The 17,764-nt window shown below is 71.0% G+C and carries 20 protein-coding genes and 2 pseudogenes; 6 read left to right on the top strand and 16 right to left on the bottom strand.

Going from position 1 to position 17,764, the window contains the following annotated elements; genetic code table 11:
* Window positions 1-33 precede the first annotated feature (33 nt).
* From ABGB01_RS20975 to ABGB01_RS20965, 3 genes and pseudogenes are all read left to right on the top strand, one after another.
* Window positions 34-960, top strand: coding sequence for a glucosyl-3-phosphoglycerate synthase (locus ABGB01_RS20975; protein ID WP_347619019.1), 927 nt, complete (start codon window positions 34-36; stop codon window positions 958-960).
* Window positions 961-1,036: 76 nt separating this feature from the next.
* The gene (locus ABGB01_RS20970; protein WP_347619020.1) at window positions 1,037-2,245 is read left to right on the top strand and encodes an acyl-CoA dehydrogenase family protein; all 1,209 of its coding nucleotides are present in this window, start codon (window positions 1,037-1,039) and stop codon (window positions 2,243-2,245) included.
* A 334-nt stretch (window positions 2,246-2,579) separates the two neighbouring features.
* Window positions 2,580-2,765, top strand: a pseudogene (locus tag ABGB01_RS20965) (transposase); the annotation flags it as partial.
* Between the two features lie 24 nt (window positions 2,766-2,789).
* Here the strand turns inward: ABGB01_RS20965 and ABGB01_RS20960 are convergent.
* Together ABGB01_RS20960 and ABGB01_RS20955 are read right to left on the bottom strand one after the other, a co-directional pair.
* Window positions 2,790-3,158 carry a DoxX family protein gene (locus ABGB01_RS20960; RefSeq protein ID WP_347775231.1) on the bottom strand — a complete coding sequence of 123 codons (369 nt, stop codon included), beginning with the start codon at window positions 3,156-3,158 and terminating at the stop codon, window positions 2,790-2,792.
* Complete coding sequence (locus ABGB01_RS20955; RefSeq protein ID WP_347775230.1) at window positions 3,155-3,451, bottom strand: hypothetical protein; 297 nt, start codon at window positions 3,449-3,451, stop codon at window positions 3,155-3,157. The genes ABGB01_RS20960 and ABGB01_RS20955 overlap by 4 nt, the downstream gene beginning before the upstream one ends.
* 87 nt (window positions 3,452-3,538) lie before the next feature.
* Here ABGB01_RS20955 and ABGB01_RS20950 point away from each other — a divergent pair, with 87 nt between their 5' ends.
* On the top strand, window positions 3,539-4,420 hold the full coding sequence (locus ABGB01_RS20950) for a sigma-70 family RNA polymerase sigma factor (protein WP_347775229.1): 882 nt from the start codon (window positions 3,539-3,541) through the stop codon (window positions 4,418-4,420).
* A 122-nt stretch (window positions 4,421-4,542) separates the two neighbouring features.
* Here ABGB01_RS20950 and ABGB01_RS20945 read toward each other — a convergent pair whose 3' ends face one another.
* The 4 genes from ABGB01_RS20945 to ABGB01_RS20930 all read right to left on the bottom strand — a co-directional run bounded on the left by ABGB01_RS20945 (window position 4,543) and on the right by ABGB01_RS20930 (window position 8,479).
* A complete protein-coding gene (locus ABGB01_RS20945) occupies window positions 4,543-5,205 on the bottom strand; it encodes a response regulator transcription factor (RefSeq protein WP_347775228.1) in 663 nt (220 codons plus the stop codon).
* Window positions 5,202-6,428, bottom strand: a complete 1,227-nt coding sequence (locus ABGB01_RS20940; protein ID WP_347775227.1) for a histidine kinase — start codon at window positions 6,426-6,428, stop codon at window positions 5,202-5,204. Before ABGB01_RS20940 ends, ABGB01_RS20945 begins: the two co-directional genes overlap by 4 nt.
* 64 nt (window positions 6,429-6,492) lie before the next feature.
* Window positions 6,493-7,506, bottom strand: a complete 1,014-nt coding sequence (locus tag ABGB01_RS20935) for a DUF418 domain-containing protein (RefSeq protein WP_347775226.1) — start codon at window positions 7,504-7,506, stop codon at window positions 6,493-6,495.
* 229 nt (window positions 7,507-7,735) lie between these two features.
* Window positions 7,736-8,479: an SDR family oxidoreductase gene (locus ABGB01_RS20930; protein ID WP_347775225.1), complete on the bottom strand. Its 744-nt coding sequence runs from the start codon at window positions 8,477-8,479 to the stop codon at window positions 7,736-7,738.
* Window positions 8,480-8,565: 86 nt separating this feature from the next.
* Between ABGB01_RS20930 and ABGB01_RS20925 the strand changes: the two genes are divergently transcribed.
* On the top strand, window positions 8,566-9,165 hold the full coding sequence (locus ABGB01_RS20925; protein WP_347775224.1) for a TetR/AcrR family transcriptional regulator: 600 nt from the start codon (window positions 8,566-8,568) through the stop codon (window positions 9,163-9,165).
* 528 nt (window positions 9,166-9,693) lie between these two features.
* On the opposite strand, the gene ABGB01_RS20920 is transcribed toward ABGB01_RS20925, so the two are convergent.
* Both ABGB01_RS20920 and ABGB01_RS20915 read right to left on the bottom strand, forming a co-directional pair.
* Window positions 9,694-10,314, bottom strand: a complete 621-nt coding sequence (locus ABGB01_RS20920; RefSeq protein ID WP_347775223.1) for a TetR/AcrR family transcriptional regulator — start codon at window positions 10,312-10,314, stop codon at window positions 9,694-9,696.
* 4 nt (window positions 10,315-10,318) lie between these two features.
* Window positions 10,319-11,302 carry an aldo/keto reductase gene (locus tag ABGB01_RS20915; protein WP_347775222.1) on the bottom strand — a complete coding sequence of 328 codons (984 nt, stop codon included), beginning with the start codon at window positions 11,300-11,302 and terminating at the stop codon, window positions 10,319-10,321.
* 77 nt (window positions 11,303-11,379) lie between these two features.
* On the opposite strand from ABGB01_RS20915, the gene ABGB01_RS20910 reads away from it, so the two are divergent.
* Complete coding sequence (locus tag ABGB01_RS20910; RefSeq protein ID WP_347775221.1) at window positions 11,380-11,589, top strand: hypothetical protein; 210 nt, start codon at window positions 11,380-11,382, stop codon at window positions 11,587-11,589.
* Window positions 11,590-11,611: 22 nt separating this feature from the next.
* On the opposite strand, the gene ABGB01_RS20905 is transcribed toward ABGB01_RS20910, so the two are convergent.
* The 8 genes and pseudogenes from ABGB01_RS20905 to ABGB01_RS20870 form a co-directional block, all read right to left on the bottom strand.
* Entirely contained in the window at window positions 11,612-12,604 is a 993-nt protein-coding gene (locus tag ABGB01_RS20905; RefSeq protein ID WP_347775220.1) for a magnesium and cobalt transport protein CorA, read from the bottom strand.
* 18 nt (window positions 12,605-12,622) lie between these two features.
* Window positions 12,623-13,627: an NAD-dependent epimerase/dehydratase family protein gene (locus tag ABGB01_RS20900; RefSeq protein ID WP_347775219.1), complete on the bottom strand. Its 1,005-nt coding sequence runs from the start codon at window positions 13,625-13,627 to the stop codon at window positions 12,623-12,625.
* A 99-nt stretch (window positions 13,628-13,726) separates the two neighbouring features.
* Window positions 13,727-13,903, bottom strand: a pseudogene (locus ABGB01_RS20895) (LuxR C-terminal-related transcriptional regulator); the annotation flags it as partial.
* Window positions 13,894-14,151, bottom strand: coding sequence for a hypothetical protein (locus ABGB01_RS20890; RefSeq protein WP_347775218.1), 258 nt, complete (start codon window positions 14,149-14,151; stop codon window positions 13,894-13,896). The pseudogene ABGB01_RS20895 and the gene ABGB01_RS20890, both read right to left, overlap by 10 nt.
* 57 nt (window positions 14,152-14,208) lie before the next feature.
* Window positions 14,209-14,493, bottom strand: a complete 285-nt coding sequence (locus ABGB01_RS20885) for a hypothetical protein (RefSeq protein ID WP_347775217.1) — start codon at window positions 14,491-14,493, stop codon at window positions 14,209-14,211.
* Window positions 14,477-15,670, bottom strand: a complete 1,194-nt coding sequence (locus ABGB01_RS20880) for an acyltransferase (protein ID WP_347775216.1) — start codon at window positions 15,668-15,670, stop codon at window positions 14,477-14,479. Before ABGB01_RS20880 ends, ABGB01_RS20885 begins: the two co-directional genes overlap by 17 nt.
* A 16-nt stretch (window positions 15,671-15,686) precedes the next feature.
* Complete coding sequence (locus ABGB01_RS20875; protein WP_347775215.1) at window positions 15,687-16,640, bottom strand: alpha/beta hydrolase; 954 nt, start codon at window positions 16,638-16,640, stop codon at window positions 15,687-15,689.
* A 140-nt stretch (window positions 16,641-16,780) separates the two neighbouring features.
* The gene (locus tag ABGB01_RS20870) at window positions 16,781-17,617 is read right to left on the bottom strand and encodes a M23 family metallopeptidase (RefSeq protein ID WP_347775214.1); all 837 of its coding nucleotides are present in this window, start codon (window positions 17,615-17,617) and stop codon (window positions 16,781-16,783) included.
* Window positions 17,618-17,764 lie beyond the last annotated feature (147 nt).

Below are 17,764 nucleotides of genomic sequence, written 5' to 3'. Positions count from 1 at the left end.
GCTGAAATGTGGGGATACGGGGGGAGGGGTCGCATGCTGCCTGAGGTGCGTGGATGGTTGCGACGCCGTACTTCGTGCGTCACGGACTGGCCGCTCGGGGACCTGGTGGCCGCGAAGGGGACGACCACGGTGAGCGTGGTGCTCCCGGCCCGCGACGAGCGGGAGACCGTGGGGGAGATCGTCACGGTGATCCGGCGGGAGCTGGGCGGGCTCGTGGACGAGGTCGTGGTCATCGACTCGCGTTCCACCGATGACACGGCGCTGGTTGCCGCGCGGGCCGGCGCCACGGTGCACGCTCAGGACGAGATCCTGCCGCAGCTCAAGCCGCTCGACGGCAAGGGGGAGGCGCTCTGGAAGTCGCTGGCGGTCACGTCGGGGGATGTGCTGGTGTTCGCCGACGCCGATATCCGGAAATTTCATCCTTCACTGGTATTCGGGCTGCTCGGACCGATCCTCGCCGACCCGAGCGTGGTGTACGCCAAGGCCTGTTATGACCGTCCCCTGAACGGCTCCTCGAACGGCGGCGGCCGCGTCACCGAACTGGTCGCCCGCCCGCTGATCAACCTCCACTGGCCCAGGCTGGCCGGGTTCGTGCAGCCGCTGGCGGGCGAGTACGCCGGCCGGCGCTCCGCCCTGGAGCGGGTGCCGTTCCTGACCGGGTACGGCGTGGAGCTCGGGCTGCTGATCGACCTGCTCGAACTGGCAGGGCTGGACGCGTTCGCGCAGGTGGACCTGGGCTCGCGGGAGCACGCGCCGCAGTCGACGGAGGCCCTGGGAGGGATGGCGTCCCAGATCATGCTGGCCGCGTGGTCACGGCTGGAACGCCAGGGCAAGATCGAGGCGTGCCATGTGCCGTCGCTCCGGCTGGCTCAGTTCCGCAGGGCGGCGGACGGGCACGACGTCCTGCTGACCGACATCGGCATCGCCGAACGCCCGCCGATGATCACGATGGCCGCCTGAGCCCCTGATCAACGGCTTCCTGATCGGCATACCCGCCGGTAGGGTGTTACCGGCGGTAACGAGCAAGGGGTCCTGCATGAGCGCTTTCTGTCCCGAGCCCAGCGACGACGTGGCCGAGGTACGCGACTGGGTGCACGCGTTCGCCCGCGACGTGATCCGCCCGGCGGGCGCCGAATGGGACGAGCGCGAGGAAACCCCGTGGCCGGTCATCCAGGAGGCGGCCAAGATCGGGCTCTACTCGCTCGACTTCTTCGCCACCCAGTGGTTCGAGGAGAGCGGGCTGGCGCTGCCGGTGGCGTTCGAGGAGGTCTTCTGGGGTGACGCGGGCATCGGCCTGTCCATCGTCGGCACCGGGCTCGCGGCCGCGGCCCTGGCCGGCAACGGCACGCCCGAGCAGGTGGGGGAGTGGCTGCCGCAGATGTTCGGCTCGGAGAGCGACGTCAAGCTGGGCGCCTTCTGCGCGTCGGAGCCCGACGCCGGGTCCGACGTCGGCGCCATCCGCACCCGCGCCGTGCCCGACGGTGACGACTGGGTGCTGGACGGCGTCAAGGCGTGGGTCACGAACGGCGGCATCGCCAACGTGCACGTGGTCGTCGCCTCGGTCGACCCGTCACTCGGCACCCGTGGCCAGGCCTCCTTCGTCGTCCCCCCGGGCACGCCCGGCCTGTCGATGGGCCAGAAGTTCCGCAAGCACGGAATCCGCGCCTCGCACACGGCCGAGGTCGTGCTCGACCGCGTCCGCGTACCGGGCTCGTGCCTGCTGGGCGGCAAGGAGAAGCTGGAGGCCCGGCTGAGCCGGGTGCGCAACGGGGAGCGGGCGGGGGAACAGGCGGCGATGCGCACGTTCGAGACCACCCGCCCCGCCGTCGCCGCGATGGCCGTGGGCATCGCGCGGGCGGCCTTCGAGTACGCCAGGGACTACGCCCGCGAGCGGGAGCAGTTCGGCCGCAGGATCGGCTCGAACCAGGCGATCGCCTTCCTGCTGGCCGACATGGCGACCCGCGTCGACGTCGCCCGCCTGCTGACCTGGCGAGCCGCCTGGATGGCCAGGAACGGCAGGCCCTTCGAGCAGGCGGAGGGCTCGATGTCGAAACTCGTGGCGGGAGAGACGGCGGTGTGGGTGACCGAGCAGGCCGTCCAGATCCTGGGCGGCGCCGGCTACACGCGCGACCATCCGGTCGAGCGCTTCCACCGCGACGCCAAGATCTTCACCATCTTCGAGGGCACGTCGGAGATCCAGCGGTTGATCATCGGCCGGGCGGTCACCGGCCTGCCGGTCCGCTGAGAACACCACGTCAAAGGGATGGCGTGTCCGCAGGAGCATCATGGCGGCACACCGTCGCTCAGTTCTGTCTCAGCGGCTTCGGCCGCCGGAACTGCCGGTCAATGGCCTCGCGGGTCCAACGCCGGCTTTGACTACTCGGTGCTCAGCGAGTTCCGGGATCGCCTGATTGCAGGATCGCTTGAACAGAGCCTGCTCGAAACGATCTTGGATCGTGCCGTGACCGCCGGGCTGCTTCGAGCCGGGGGTCGGCAGCGGACCGACTCCACCCACATGCTCATGGCCATGCGCACCATGAATCGGCTGGCATGGCAGCAACGCTACGCCCACGGGGGCAGGCGTGAAGGGCACCATCGCCCGCGGCGTCAAAGGCTTTGGCCTGCGGCGGTGCCGCTATCGCCGGACCGCCGAGAGCCATCTCCAGCACATTCTTATCGCCGCGGCGATGAACCTCACCAGGCTTGACGCGTGGCTCACCGGAACGCCGCCGGCCCCGACCCGAACCTCGCGCTTCGCCGCCCTGCGCCCGGTGGCGTGCCCCGCGCGATCAGGCGAGCGACCCACCGAAGTGCGCGCCGGCAGCCACCGCCAGAAGGAGGAAGACCATCGGGAAGCCGAGGTTGTGGAACACACGCGCGCGGACATGGGCGAGGACGGCTCCGACGAAGAACAGCACGAGCCCCAAGGCAGCGGCCAGCCCGAGGAGAGGCCAGCCGAGCAGCCCGAGCACGAGCCCTACGACCCCGGAGCCCTCAACGACCGCGAGGTAGGGGATCCACCGCGGATCTAGGCCGACCTCGGCACAGTTACGCACCACGAACTGAGCCGAGACCGCCTTCGCGATCACCTCGAAGGCGTTGGCCAGGATGCAGGCGAGAGTCGCGATGAACAGCCCGATGTCGAGTGCCGTGGTCAACGGGCATACCGCCCCAGCAGCGTCACTGGTCGCGGAGGTATCGGCGCGCCGGCCCACTCCGCGACCTTGACCCTGAACGCGAGGGCCTCCTGGATGTCGAGGAGCGGATTGATGTCCGCGTCGGCAAGGTGGAGGGTCAGCAGGAACTCTGTGCCGTCCGCCACCCGCACGGCTGTGTAGTCAAGGCCGGTCGGTGCTGCTTCCTCGATTGCGGCGAACAACTTCTTGATGGCAGCCTCCGCTTCCGGAGCCTGTTCGGATGTGGTGTTGAATCGGACAATCTGTACGCTCATGTGTGTCTCCTCAAGGAGGTGTGCTCGTCAGGTAGCCGGTCTCTCACCCCTCCTGACGTTGAGCACACACGAAAGGTGACATCACCCATGAAACTCGTCGAACACTTCGAGGCGTCTCGTCCCCGGCTGATGTCGCTGGCCCACCGGATCGTGGGCTCGTATCACGACGCCGAGGACGCGGTCCAGACCGCCTGGACGCGGGTCCAGGCGGCCGGGGCGGCCGACGTCGCCAACCTGGACGGCTGGTTCACCACGGTGACCGCGCGTCTTTGCCTGGACCTGCTGCGGGCACGTGAGCGACGTGGCGAACTCCCCTTGCACTCCGATGACATCGCCGGCGGAAGGATCAGTGCCGACGAGGCGTTCCTTCGCCGTGAAGAAGTGTCCAGAGCCCTGCTGGTGCTGCTCGACGAACTCTCGCCCAGACAGCGAGTGGCGTACGTGTTGCACGATCTCTTCGCCATCCCGTTCGATCAGGTCGCCGCGGCGCTCGACACGAACGCGGTCTCGGCGAAGAAGCTGGCCAGCCGTGCGCGCGCACGGCTGCGCGACGTGCGACCTGTCGTACGCCGCCACGACGCGGAAGAAAACGAGATCATCGAGGCGTTCCTGGCAGCCGCACGCGGCGGCGACATCGCACGACTCGTCACCTTGATGGCTCCCGACGTTGTCCGTACCGCTGACCTTTCCCTGCTCCCGGCAGGCTCCGCAACGGAAGTCCGGGGGGCAGCGGCGGTCGCGGAAGAGACGAGGATCTTCGTCGACCGCATCGCCATCGCGGCTCCGGTCCTCATCGCGGGGCGGCCCGGCGCGGTCATCGCACCCGGCGGCCACGCGTACGCGCTCATCCGCTTCCGCATCGACGCCGGTCTCATCACGAGGATCGAGATCACTCCGTACGCGGCCGGCACGATGTCACTGCGCGACCAGCCACGAGATTCCGTCCTTATCGGCCAGAGCAGTAGGTGATCAGGAGGCCGCCCCCAGGCGTGCTGTGCCGCGCCAGGGCCGAGGGCCGGATCCGTGAGTGACCGGGACGGCGTCGAACTTCGTGGGGTCCGGCGCCGCGATCACCATCGGCATGACTTCGGTCATGTGCCGGGCTCGACGACCCCGTGCTCGTACGCGTAGATGACCGCCTGCACACGGTCACGGCAGCCGATCTTGGGGAGGAGGTTGGCCACGTGGGTCTTGACCGTCGAGACGCTGACCGTCAAGGCTTCGGCGATCTCCACGTTGGACCGGCCTCTGGCGATGAGCTCCAGTGTGTCGCGCTCTCGCACCGTCAGCTCCGGCAGCGGCTCCACGGTCCGCGGCCGTTTCGAGGTGCGGGCGAACTCGGCGATGAGCCGCCGCGTGACACCGGGCGCGACCAGGCCTTGGCCCGAGGCGACCACTCGGACCGCCTCCACCAGGTCGTCGGGTTCGACGTCCTTCAGCAGGAAGCCGCGCGCCCCGCCGCGCAAGGCGGCGAAGACGTACTCGTCGAGGTCGAACGTCGTCACGACGAGCACGGCGACGGGCTGCTCGATCCCCGGCCCCGCGAGTCGCTCGGTGGCGGCCAGCCCATCGAGCACGGGCATCCGGACGTCCATGAGCACCAGGTCGGGCCGCAGCCGCCTGGCGAGGCGAACGGCCTCTTCCCCGTCGGCGGCCTCCCCCACGATCCGGAGATCGGGCTCCGATTCCAGGATCGTGCGAAAGCCGGTGCGCACGACCGCTTGGTCGTCGGCGATCACGATGTCGACGGTCATGGCCGCTCCAAAGGAAATGTGGCGCTGACCAGCCAGCCGCCGTCGGGTTGTGGTCCGATGGTGAGCTCACCGCCCGCGTGGTTCACGCGCTCGCGCATGCCGAGCAGGCCGTGTCCGCCGTTCGGCTCGGCGGGAGGCGGGGTGCGGGTGGGGCTCGAGTTGCGTACCGCGACTACGAACTCGGCGCCGCCGAAGGCCGTGGTCACGCTGACCGATGCTCCCGGGGAGTGCCGCCTGGCGTTGACCAGCGCCTCGCGCACGAGGCGCGAGGCGGCCAGATCGACGGTGACGGGCAGCGGGCGCGGCTCGCCTGTGGCGCGCAACTCGACGTCCATGCCTGTGGTACGGGAACGGCGGACGGTCTCCTCCAGACCCGCCAGGGTTGGCGCCCTGCCACCGGCGGAGTCGAGATCCGTCCCGGTCTCGCTCTCGCGCATGATCCCCACCAGGGCGCGCATCGACACCAGCGTGTCACGCCCCTGTTCCCTGATCGCGCGCAGCGTGGCCCTGGCCGCGGCCGGGTTGCGATCGAGCAGACGGTCGGCCGCACCCGCCTGGACGACGATCGCCGACAGATCGTGGGCCGCGATGTCGTGCAGTTCCCTGGCGATTCTGGCGCGCTCCTCCGCAACGGCGGCCCTGGCGCGTTCCTCCTGCTCGCCCGCGATGCGCGCGGCCTCCCTAATCTTCGCGGCCCGCCTGGACCGAACGGAGAACCCCACGGTGGCCGGCAGCAGGTAAGCCGCGGTCACGGCCGCGACCATGCCCGGCACGTCGCCCCGCGCCACTCCCCAGAACGTGAGCAGCCCGCCGTGGTCGGCGCCGGCGGCGCTCAGGAGCAGACCGCCGAGCATGTGGCCCGCCGCGCAGGCGGAGACCACGACGGTGGCCCTGACCTGCGGCAGGCGGCTCGCCACTGTGTAGGAGCAGATCAGCAGACCTACCCCGATCAGCGCGGAGCGGGTCGGTAGCGACATGCTCACCAGCGGGATCACGGTGGCGGCCACGAGAGCGGGCACGGGGTGGCTGCGCCGGAAGGCTATGGTGGCGAGGTCGGCGAGGGCCAGCAGGTGGCTGACACCGAACGCCCAGCCCGGCAGCCCGGCCATCCGGGCGTCGTCGAGGACGAACGCCAGCCGCGCCGTGACGATGACGGCCAGGACCGCCGCCACCAGGACGTCCCGGCCCTCGGGCAGACCGGCCCTGGGCCGCGCCATCGCCATGCCCTTCCTGCTCACCCTCGCTTCGCCGGCCCTTCCCGTCATCCCGCTTCGCCGGCCCTTCCCGTCATCCCGCTTCGACGGCCTGTCCCGTCGCGCGAGCCCGGCTCGCGCCACCACGGATCGGCAGCCGCCGCCAGTACGTCGCACACCGCCACGCCCACTCCAACGGGCCGTAACCGAACCGGCGCAACCACAGGTTACTCACCACGGCCTGGACGAGCAGGATGCCGACGCCGAGCAGCGCCGAGGCCGGCCACCGCTCCGAACCGGGCAGGCCCATCGTCGTGCCCGCGGGGACGAAGATCAGGGCGGCGCTGAAGTAGTTCGTCAACGCCATCCTGCCCATCGGGGCCAGCACCCACGACAGCACGGTGCCCACCGGCGTACGCAGCAGGAGCAGGAACACCGCGATGTAGCAGCAAGCGGTCGCCAGCGACACCGTCAACCCGAGCCGGATCTGCGCGAGTTCGGGCAAGGGCAGGGTGACGAGCCAGACCCCCAGCCCCCACACGGCCACGGCAGCGACGCCCATGACCACCAGACGGCCTGGGCGGTCGCCAAGGGACTCGTGCACTCGCCACTCCGCCGCGGCGAATCCGAGCGCGAACAGCCCGGGCAGCATCCCCAGCCCGCCCACCCCTGCCAGGATCCCCGCCGCGGTCAGCGTGACGGCCACGGCGAGGAGCGCCCGGCGCGGGAGGTAGCTGAGTGGCAGGAGCACCAGCAGACCGGTGACGGCGAACGGCAGCAGCACCTCGCCGGGTTGGAGCAGGTGGAGCACTCCACCGAGGACGCCCAGCGCGACGAGCCTCCGCACGAGCAGCACCCTCGGACGGCTCGTGCGTCTGGCGGCCGAGGTGAGGAAGATGCAGAAGCCCACACCGAACAGCAGGTAGAAGATGGGGTAGAAGCGGCCGTAGAACAGCAGGAGGAGCGGGGTGGGCAGCTCGCCCGCGTACGCGAACATCTCCATGGTCTGGGGAATGTTGATGAAGATGATGCCGCACAGGGCGAAGCCGCGCAGCGCGTCGAGGGCGGCGATCCGCCTGTGCGGGCGATCCGGGCCAAGTGGAAGCATGCGACCAGGATGACGAGCGGGGGACCGCGTCCGCTTCGGGCGCGTGGCCATTTCCTTCTCGTTCCCGTGGCCGATTCCGCTTCCTCCTCAGGACCCTGCGGAGCGGCGATCATCTGACGCAGCGGACCGGCCCTCCCGTGCCGGATCGCCCGAGGTCATGACCAGTCGCCGGAGCGCCGTCCCACCTGAGGGTGTGGTGATCACGGCGCTTCGTACGCGATCGTCGGCGTCAGGCCAGATAGCCCCCGTCCATGGTGAGTACCGTGCCCGTGACGAACGCCGCGCCCGGGCCGGCGAGGAAGACCACACCCGCCGCGATCTCCTCCGGGCGGCCGAAGCGGCCCAGTGCCTTGAGCGCTCGCTGCTCGTCCGCGAAGTCCCCCTCCGGAGGGTTCATGTCGGTCGCCACCGCGCCCGGCTGGATGACGTTGACCGTGATCCCGCGCGGGCCCAGGTCGCGCGCGGCTCCCCGGCTGTAGCCGACGATCGCGGCCTTGGTCGCGGCGTAGTCGGCCATCCCGGTGAACCCGGCACGCGCGGCGATGACGGAGCCGATCGTGATGATCCGGCCGTCCTGGGCGATCACCTTCGCCGCGGAGCGGATGGCCGCCACCACGCCGCCGAGGTTGACGTCGTACAGGTTGTCCCGCGCCGCCGCGTCGTCGTGCCGGTCACCGATCATGCCGCGTACCGAGACGCCCGCGCTGTTGACCAGCACGTCCAGCCGCCCGAAATCCCTGGCCACCGCGTCGATCAGGTTCGTGACCTGGCCGGGGTCGCCCTGGTCGGCCCGGTAGGCGGCGCCGCGGCGTCCTCTCGCCTCGATGTCGGCAACGACCACGTGAGCCTTCTCCGCCGAGGTCGCGTAACCGATCGCCACGTCGGCTCCGGCATCGGCGAGCGCGCGGGCGCTCGCCGCCCCGATGCCCCGCGATCCACCGGTCACCAGCGCGACCTTTCCCTCAAGCGTCATGTCCGTCCTCCGTTTTTGTACCGATCGGTATTGATGAGGAGAGAGTACTATACCTATCGGTACAGAATGGGTGGAGGGAGTGCACCATGGGACGGTCGCGTGGATTCGACGTCGACGAACGGCTCGACCGCGCCCTCGCGGTCTTCTGGCGTCAGGGCTACGAGGGCACCGCCCTGTCGGACCTGACCGAGGCCATGGGCGTCAACCGGCCCAGCCTGTACGCCACGTACGGCAACAAGCAGTCCCTCTTCCGCAAGGCGTTCGAGCGATACCTCGACGGCCCCGCCGCCCACATCCGCACGGCGTTCGATCAGCCGACGGCATTGGCCGTCACGGAGACCCTGCTGCGCGGAGCCGTCGACGTCGCCACGACACCCGAAGGGCCGGGCGGATGCCTCATGGTGCAGGGCGCCCTGGTCACCGGCACCCAGGGAGAGCCGGTCCGGGAAGAACTCGCCGCGCTGCGGCGCGCGGCCGAGGCCGGCCTGCGCGAACGCTTCGAACGGGCACGAGCCGAGGGCGACCTGCCCGCCTCGGCGAACCCCGCGGCGCTGGCACGGTACGTGTGGGCCATCTCCTACGGCATCTCCGTCCAGGCTGCGAACGGTGCGCCCCGCCACGAATTGCGGGCCATGGTCGACCTGGCCCTCCAGGCCTGGCCTCCAGCTTCCGGATCATCGCCCTGACTCGAAGCGACGCCGGCTCCGGGCAGAAAGGTGTACGGGGCGCGCAAGGTCTGGAGCGAATCGTCAGGGAATCGAGGTGGCGCGGTGCACGGTCGAGCGGTTGATGCGTGACTGAGGAATCGAGGGCGCGTGCGCGCGCCGTAAGCGGCCCCGCACGACGCTGCCGGCCGGTGGGGAGCGGCCCGCTGACCTGCTGGAGCGGGACTTTGACGCGCCGGCCCCGAACCGTCGCTGGGAGCCCACTCCACTCCTCCGGCGCCGTCGAGGGCAACGTCACGAGAATCGAAGCCCTTAAACGCAGCCGATATGGCCGGGCCAACCTCGATTCGGAAGATCATCCTCTGCAGCTACTGACGAGAGGAGGTGTTCTTGAAGGCTGCGACGTCGGCGCCCGCGTTCATCCCTACGCATACCGCGGGGAACACCATCATCTGCGCTGCGGTCACTGCCCGAACGTCCGGCGAGAGGGCCGCACCAGCACCCGGCTGTGACCTTCTGGCCGTCCACGGGCTCCCGGCCGGTCCGCGTTCAGCTGGTGAGGGACGCGCGGCCGTCGATGAGCGCGAGCGTGGCGGCGGCCGCGCGTTGAACCGCAAGCTCCACGCCCTGCTCGCCGGTGCCGAACATGCCCAGGTGCAGGAGTTCGGCGTGGCCGTGCGCGGTGGCTGCGACGGCCAGCCCGAGCGCCTCGGCGGCCACCGGATCATCCGCCGACAGGGCCATGGCCCCTGCCTGGAAGGCCTCCTTCACGGGGCGGGACGCCTGTTCCAGCTCCGGTTCGTTGGCCGTCGACCACATGCCGAACAGCGTCTCGAACAGCGCCCGGTGCTTCGCGGCGAACCGCACGTATCCCCTGGCCACAGCGACCAGCCGATCCTGCGGTGCGCTGCCGCCGCGTTCCGCGGTGACGGCTTCGACCAGGAGGTTTCCTGCGCGTACGCCGACCGCGAGCAGCAACTCGTCGCGATCGGTGAAGTGGCGGTAGGGCGCGCTGAGCGCGACACCCAACTGCCTGCTCGCCTCCGCCATGGAAAAGGCCTGCACACCCCGCTCGGCGACCAGCTCCATGGCGGTTTCGATGAGCGCAGCGCGCAGGTCGCCGTGGTGGTAGCGGTCACGCTTGGTCGTTCGGGACACCTGTCGGGGCATGGTCTCAGGTTAACGACAGTTCATCCAGCGTACGGATCTCGCTCTCGGTCAGCCGGAAACTCATCGTGCCCGCCGCCTCGGCCGCCTGGCCAGGTTTGGAGGCGCCAGGGATGGCCACGACCGTGTCACCGTACCGGGTGATCAGCCAATTGAGCGCCACCTGGGAGATCGTGGCGCCGTGCTCCTCACCGATGCGGCGCATGGCGTTGATGAGCGGAGCGGTGCGTGCGAGCCCTCGGTCGCTCAGCCGGCTACGGGAGAAGATCCTGCGCGCCGGCGGCGCGGACCTGGCCAGGCTCGCGTTGTCGTGGTAGCGCCCGGTGAGCACCCCGCCCTCCAGAGGCGAGTACGCGATGAGCGTGACGCCCAGCCTTCGTGCGGCCTCCAGCACGCCGTCCCGCTCGATCTTCCGGTGCAGCAGACTGATCCGCACCTGGTTGGAGGCCAGCGTGACGCCTTCTGCGGCCAGCACGTTGTGGGCGAGCACGAGCTGCCGAGCGGAGAAGTTGGACACGCCGACCGCACCGATCGTGCCTTCCCTGAACAGTCTCGCCATGACTTTGAGCTGGGCGGGAATGCTCGACAGGCTCCCGCTGGGCGAATGGATCTGGTGCAGAGCGATGGGATGGCCACCCAGGTGCTTCAATCGGTCACCGACGGTCGCGGCGATGCTGGCCGCGGTGCGCAGGTGCGGCGTCCACTTCGTCGCGACGCTGACCTGCCCGGGGGCGAGACCGCACTGCTTCAACGCGGTGGAGAGGGTCTCCTCCGATCGGCCCTTGCCGTACATCTCGGCGGTGTCGAACCACGTCACCCCGTTGTCGAGGGCGGCGCGCACGACCGAGGTGGCCATCTCCTGGTCGATCGGATTGATGATCAGGCGCGTGTAATTGGCTGTGCCGGCGAACTGCATGCATCCCAGTCCGATGGGGCTGATCTCGATGTCCGTCTTGCCGAGCTGCCGCACGTTGATGTGATTAGCATTCACATTGTGAAACGCTATCACATTGTGGCCTGATCAGCAGGTCCGGGTTCGAGCCCCTGAAGGCACGGGCTTAGCCGGTGATGACCGGGCATGGAGGCGATCGTCCGGCACTACGAGGCGGCCGGCCCGCGGAGGTGGACGGTGAGGCGCTCACGGTGCCGTTCAGCGCGCCCAGCGCGGGGCCGCCGCCCTGGCAGGTCTACCGGTTCGCCTTCCACACGGTGGTCGGCGTCGCGACCCGGGAACCGTACGGCGCGACCCGCCGGCGTTTCGAACCTCAGCGGCCGTAGCGCGGCGGGAGCGGTTGGCGCTTCACAACCAGCCGCTTCTGCGCAACAACCGGTGGACGACGATCACGGCGACGACCATGAGGCAGAGGCTCAGCGGGTAGCCGAGCGACCAGTGCAGTTCGGGCATGTGGTCGAAGTTCATGCCGTAGATCCCGGCGATCATGGTGGGGACCGCGATGACGGCCGCCCACGAGGAGATCTTGCGCATGTCGGCGTTCTGCTGCATGGCCACCTTGTTCTGGTCACGCCCCACCAGGGCCAGATGAGCGCTCAAGGCGCTGGTGAGCAGTTCGTTGTGCTCGTCGACCTGGGAGTCCACGCGCAGCAGGTGGTCCAGGACGTCACGGAAGTGATCGCGGGTGCCGTCGCACAACGCCACCCGGCCCTTCACGAACTCCTCCAGCACGGGCACCAGCGGGTCCTGGGCGGTCCGAAACTCCAGGACCTCGCGCTTGAGCGAGTAGATGTCGGCGGTGACGTCGTCGCGCTCCCCGCTGAAGACCCGGCGTTCCAGCGCGATGAGGTCGAGCTCGACCTCGTGGGAGATCTCGGCGTAGGTGTCGACGACCTGGTCGCAGATCGCGTAGAGCACCCCGGCCGGGCCGGTCGACAGCAGGCCGGGATCGGATTCGACCCGACGGCGCACCCCGCCCAGCGGATTGGCCTGGCCGTGGCGGACGCTGATGACGAAGTCGCTCCCCAGGAAGAGGTTGATCTCGCCGACCTCGATGTCGGAGGTCTCCTCGACGTACAGCAGGGGCTTGAGCACCACGAACAGGGTGTCGTCGTAGCGCTCCAGCTTCGGCCGCTGATGGGCGTGGATCGCGTCCTCCACCGCCAGCGGGTGCAGCCGCACCTCGCGGGTGATCAGATCGAACTCCTCCTGCGTGGGCTCGTGCAGGCCGATCCACAGGAAGCTGTCGCCTCTGGCCCGGGCAGCGCTGAAGGCTTCGCTGATGTCGCCGCTGACGGTTTCACGCACACCACCGCGGTAGATGGCTTTGTCCACAATCATGGTGAGATTGTCGCGCGGTCACCGGCGTGCTGCCTCTCGGCCGAGGGCGTCGAGGAGCGCGCGCTCGCGCTCGGCGCTGAGGCCGGCGCGTCGTTCACGGTCGAGGCCCTGCTCGCGTTCCCAGGCCAGCGTGGCGGACACCAGCTCGGCGCGGGGCCGATGGCGCAGCCCCGCCGCCTGCGCCGCGGCGCCGCTCCTGGCCGACCATCCTTCCCAGCCCGGTTCGACCAGCCACATCGGCAGCGACTCCGCTCCCATGTACTGGGTCACGCCGTGCTCGAGCAGCCAGGCCGATTCGGCCGTGACGACCGGGCCGGTGTGCCCGCCGGCGGTGCGGCACAGCTCGATCCACTCCTCGAACGGGACGACGGGGCCGACGGCGTTGTAGGTGCCGGTGGTGCCGCGCTCCGCCGCGTCGAGCAGCCAGGCGGCGAGGTCGCGTACGTCGATGACCTGCGTCGGCTGGTCCGGCGTGGCCGGAACCAGCATCGGCCCGTGCGGGTCGCGCGCGGCACGGGCCACCCAGTAGCCGGAGCGCCCGCTGTGGTCGCCGGGGCCGCCGATGAGACCGGCGCGGGCGATGAGGAGGCGGTCGCCCACGGCCGCCGCCGACGCCTGCTCGCAGGCGACCTTCGCCTCGCCGTAGAGTGCGCGGTCGGTCTCGGCGCGGTCGGTCGGAGCCAGGAGGGGCGCGGACTCGTCCATGCCCGGCTCGGCGTGGGAGGCGTAGGCGTTGCCGGAGGAGACATAGGCCCAGTGCCGGGCCCGGCCGCCCAGCGCGGCGAGCGCCTCGCGCACGAAGCCCGGCTGCCACGACACCTCGATGACCGCGTCCCAGTCGCGGCCGAGCAGCGGCGCGTACGCCGAAGGGTCACGCCGGTCGGCGGCCACCAGGGCCGCGCCGTCGGCCACCGGCCCGCTCTCGCCGCGCGCCAGGCACGTCACCCGGTGCCCGCGCTCGATCGCCTGCCGGGAAACCTCCCGGCCCACCCATGCCGTTCCGCCCAGAACCACGATGTCCATCCCGCCACCCAAGCACCGCGAGCGCCCAGCGCCCAGGCGGGTTCACCGACAGCGGACCCGGTTCGCTGTCAGCGCACGGAAGGCGCGCCTAGTGCGCGCCTAGTAACCCGACGGGCGCACCAGCCCCGTCTCGTACGCGTAGACGGCCGCCTGCGTGCGGTCGCGCAGCCCGAGCTTGACCAGGATCCTGCTCACGTGGGTCTTGACGGTCTGCTCGGCGACGACCAGGCGCTCGGCGATCTCCGCGTTCGACAGGCCCTGGGCGATCAGACGCAGAGCACGACCGCCAGCGTGGTGATCGCCAGCGCCTGGGCCGTGACCCGGGGGCGCACCCGCAGCGCCAGCAGGAACATCACACCGGCCTGCAGCGCGATGCCGGAGCCCGTCCACGGGTACGCCACCGCGTCGTCGATCATGAGCGTCGCCTGAGGGCGAGCCATCGTGCGGCCGTCCGGGGTCGCGAAAGCCACCTCGTGCGAGGCGATCATCCAGGGGAAACTCTCGGTCCACGGAAGATAGGTCATTCCCGTACGCGCGCCGATGAGCATGACGGCGATCGACGCCCACCAGGCGGGCAGCGGTCAGGACATCGCCAGCAAGAGAACCGCCGCGTGGATCATGGCGAGCAGCGGAACCGTCGGGTCGATGCCCTCCCCATCGGGGAGCAGGCCCATGGCCAGCGCGTAGAGGATGACCAGAACGTGCGGGAGGCGGGACAGCCCACGCGGACGCGACATGCGGGGAAGGGGGTCGGCGCGGGCCGTCCACAGGTCCGCGCGTACGGCGTCGAGGGCTCGTCGCAGCCTGCCCACCTCGCCCACGTCCCCTCCGCCCTCGACCCGCCCCCGGTCAGGATGATCCAGCATGCAGGCGCTCCGCAACCGGCCCGGCGGGCGATCGTACCCGCTCGTGAGCGTGGAACGCCGCGCAGCACACCAGCAGCGCCACCGCGAACGCCGGAAGCCAGGCCACCCGGGCGAGCACCCAGTCCGGCCCGTCGGGGACGGTGTGCAGCCCGGTCCACGGCGTCCAGCCCGCGGCGAGCAGGGCGACCGAGGCGACCGCGATCATCGCGGTCTGGTGCCACAGGAAGATCGTCATCGCCGCCAGGTTCGCGAGCGCCACCGCGGCCCAGGCGGCTGGGCGGCGCAGCAGCCGCCGCAGCGGGCCGAGCAGCAGCAGCGCCGCGCCGCTCTGGGCGATCCCGAAGGTGACGGCGGCCAGCGAGGGCGGGTCGAGGTTGGACAGCGGCGCCCCCGGCACGCCGACCATGGTGGCGGGGTAGCCGCCCCAGCCGACGAGCGCGACGGCGGCGGCCCCGCCGCCGAGCAGCAGCACCCATCCGGTCGCGCGCCCCTTCAGGCGGCCGCGGGCCCAGGCCGCCCCGATGCAGTACGGCACCAGCCACCCGGCCGCCACGCTGATCCACCAGAGCGAGCCGCCCACGAGCCCGGCCGGCAGGCCCTCCGCGAGGCCGCCGAATCTGACCAGGTCGACACACGCGACCACGGCCAGCGGCCAAGCCGGGTGCAGCCTCGACACCAGCCGGGTCGCCGCGGTCAGCGCCGTGAACACCAGCAGGAACCACATCGGCGACAGCACGAGCTTGACCAGCGCCTGTACGCTCTCCAGCCGCGCCCCGACGGCCAGCATCACCAGGGCCGCCACCGCCCACACCGCCGGCACGACCACCGCCGGCCGGAACAGCCGGGCCACCCGCCCGGCGAGCCACCGCCCGTACGGCACCCCCCGCGCACGGGCACGGAGGTGGGAACGCGTCCCCACCAGCCCGCCCACCAGGAAGAAGACCGCCAGAGTCTGGAACACCCACGACAGCGGCGCGAGCTGCGGCATGTGCCGCAGCGGGCTGGCGACCCGCACGGTCCCGCTCTCCACGACCAGCGCGGTCACCATCCAGTGCCCGGCCACCACGCCGAGGATGGCCAGGGCGCGCAGGGCGTCGAGGGCGCGGTCGCGGCCGTCCGGGGTCGCGGCGTCGATCCGCGCGGTGAGGTCACGCGTTCGTGCGGGTCGTGCGGACATGATCCGTGCGCTGAGGTCACGCATCGGCGCCGGCCTGCCCGGACACGATCCGCGTGATGCTCGCCAGCGCCTTCGATCCGGGGGCCAGGTAGTCGCTGTGCCCGCCGCCGCCCGCCGCGAAGATCCGGGCGCCGAACCGGGGCGAGGCCGGGTCGGCGCCCAGCCCCACCGTGACGAACGGTAACGCGACCGACACATGCGGCAGGCCCGCGACCCAGTCTCCCGCCGCGCGCCCCGCCCACACCGTGGCCGGGGTACGGAACGCGGCGGCGTCGGGCACCCCCGCGCCGGGGCTGCCGAACAGGACGATGCCGGCGACGTCCAGCCCCGGCGCGGCCAGGCCGCACACCACGGAGCCGTAGGAGTGGCACAGGAGCGTGACCCGGGCGTCCGGCCTGGCCGCGCGCAGCTCCCGTACGAAGGCGCGCAGGCGGGGAGCGGCCTCGGCGGCGCGGTGGGGGGTCAACGCCTGGAGGCTCACGCTGCTCGGCGTGGGGTAGCCGAGCCAGGCGACCACGGCCGACCGGTCGCCGAGCGCGTCATGGAGGCGCAACGAGCCGCCGCGCAACATCCCGTACTTGTCCAGGTCGATGCCGGCGCCCGGGACCATCACGGCGATCCGCTCGGCGGCGGCCAGGTCGCCGAGAACCTCCACGGTCCGGCCGCCGTCCCGGCCGTCGAAGGCCAGGAACCGCCGCGCGGTATCGGCCATCTCCCGCAGCCGGGCGGCCCGCCACCGGTGGCCGTGCCGGGCCGCCGTCCGTTCGGCGGCCAGGATCTCCGCGCGGGCGGACGCGTACCGCCGGGCGAGCTCGGACGGGGTCGCGGCGGCCAGTGGGGCCACGGGGGCGGGCGCGGGCGCCGGCACCGCTCCTGGGCGGGTCACGCCGCTGATAGGCCCCGCCACCGAGGCAGTGACGAGCGTGGTGAGCAGGACGCGGCGCAGGCTGCCTCGCCGGCGGGTCGCCATGGGCGGTGATCCTTCCGTGCCGGAGACGTACTCGGGCCTCGAAGGTATGGATCACCGCGGCTAGCCGGCGTCCCGCTGCGGGGTGCACCTCCGGCGTAGCTCTGACGTATTACGGGGTGGAGACTCCGCGCGCGGGACGGTCAGCGCGCCGGTGACAGAAGGGGCTGCCGCTTGCTCGGGACGCGTCGGTGGGTGGTGCCGTCGGGAAGGGTCTCCTCGAACGTGAACGGAAGCCCGGCCGCGATGGACGGGTGCGCGTTGTCCATGAGCTGGAAGTGCAGATGCGGCTCGCTGGAGTTGCCCGAGTTGCCGCACTGCCCGATCAACTGCCCGGCCTCGACCCGCTCACCCTTGCGGACCTGGACCGAGCCGCGCTTGAGGTGGGCGAACGCGGCGTACACGCCGTCGCCGAGGTCGAGGATGACGTGGTTGCCGAGCACGCCACCCGGGCCTGCCAGCTCGCGCACGACACCCTCGGCCATGGTGTAGACCAGCGCGGGCCAGGAGTTGCGGCTCAGGTGGTCGCGCCAGAAGTCCCTGGCGGCGACGACGGTGCCGGCGGCGGGCGCGTAGATCGGGCGGCCGAAGCCGGGGAACGTCTCGGGGCGGCTCATCAACGGCGCGCGCACCACGGCCTTCCACTCGGTGTTCTCGTCCGGCCAGTTCACCAGGTCCACCGCGTACGTCTGGCCGTAGGCGTGCAGGCCGTGGCTGGGCACCTTGTCGGCCGGGCTGTTGACCGCGAGCCAGCGTCCCCGTACGGGGCTGGCGATCGGGATCGGCGCGCGTTCGACGGAGCCCACGGGCAGGAACATCGAGGCGAAGCCGGCCAGGAACAGGATCACGCCCGCCACGCTGAGCGAGGGGACGTGGTGGACGAACTCGCCGATCGCCAGGAGCAGGCCGATGATGATCATCGGCATCCGGATCCGGGCGAGGATGACCGGGAACATGACGTCCTCTCGGTGGGGGATCACGTCTGCGCCGCCACGCGGGCGGCGGCATGAGATCTACCCACGTCGCGGGCACACAGTCGTACGGACCCTCCGGCGGGGCCGCGTGGGGAAACTTGCCGGGACCTTGCCGGTCCCCTTGCGGGAAACGCCGCGCCGGCCGCGCGGGAC

Origin of the sequence: Nonomuraea sp. B5E05 (assembly GCF_039880665.1) — a bacterium.
In the GTDB taxonomy this organism is placed as follows: domain Bacteria; phylum Actinomycetota; class Actinomycetes; order Streptosporangiales; family Streptosporangiaceae; genus Nonomuraea.
The sequence above is the reverse complement of the archived record's forward strand: the minus strand, read 5'-3'. Positions and strand labels throughout refer to the sequence as shown.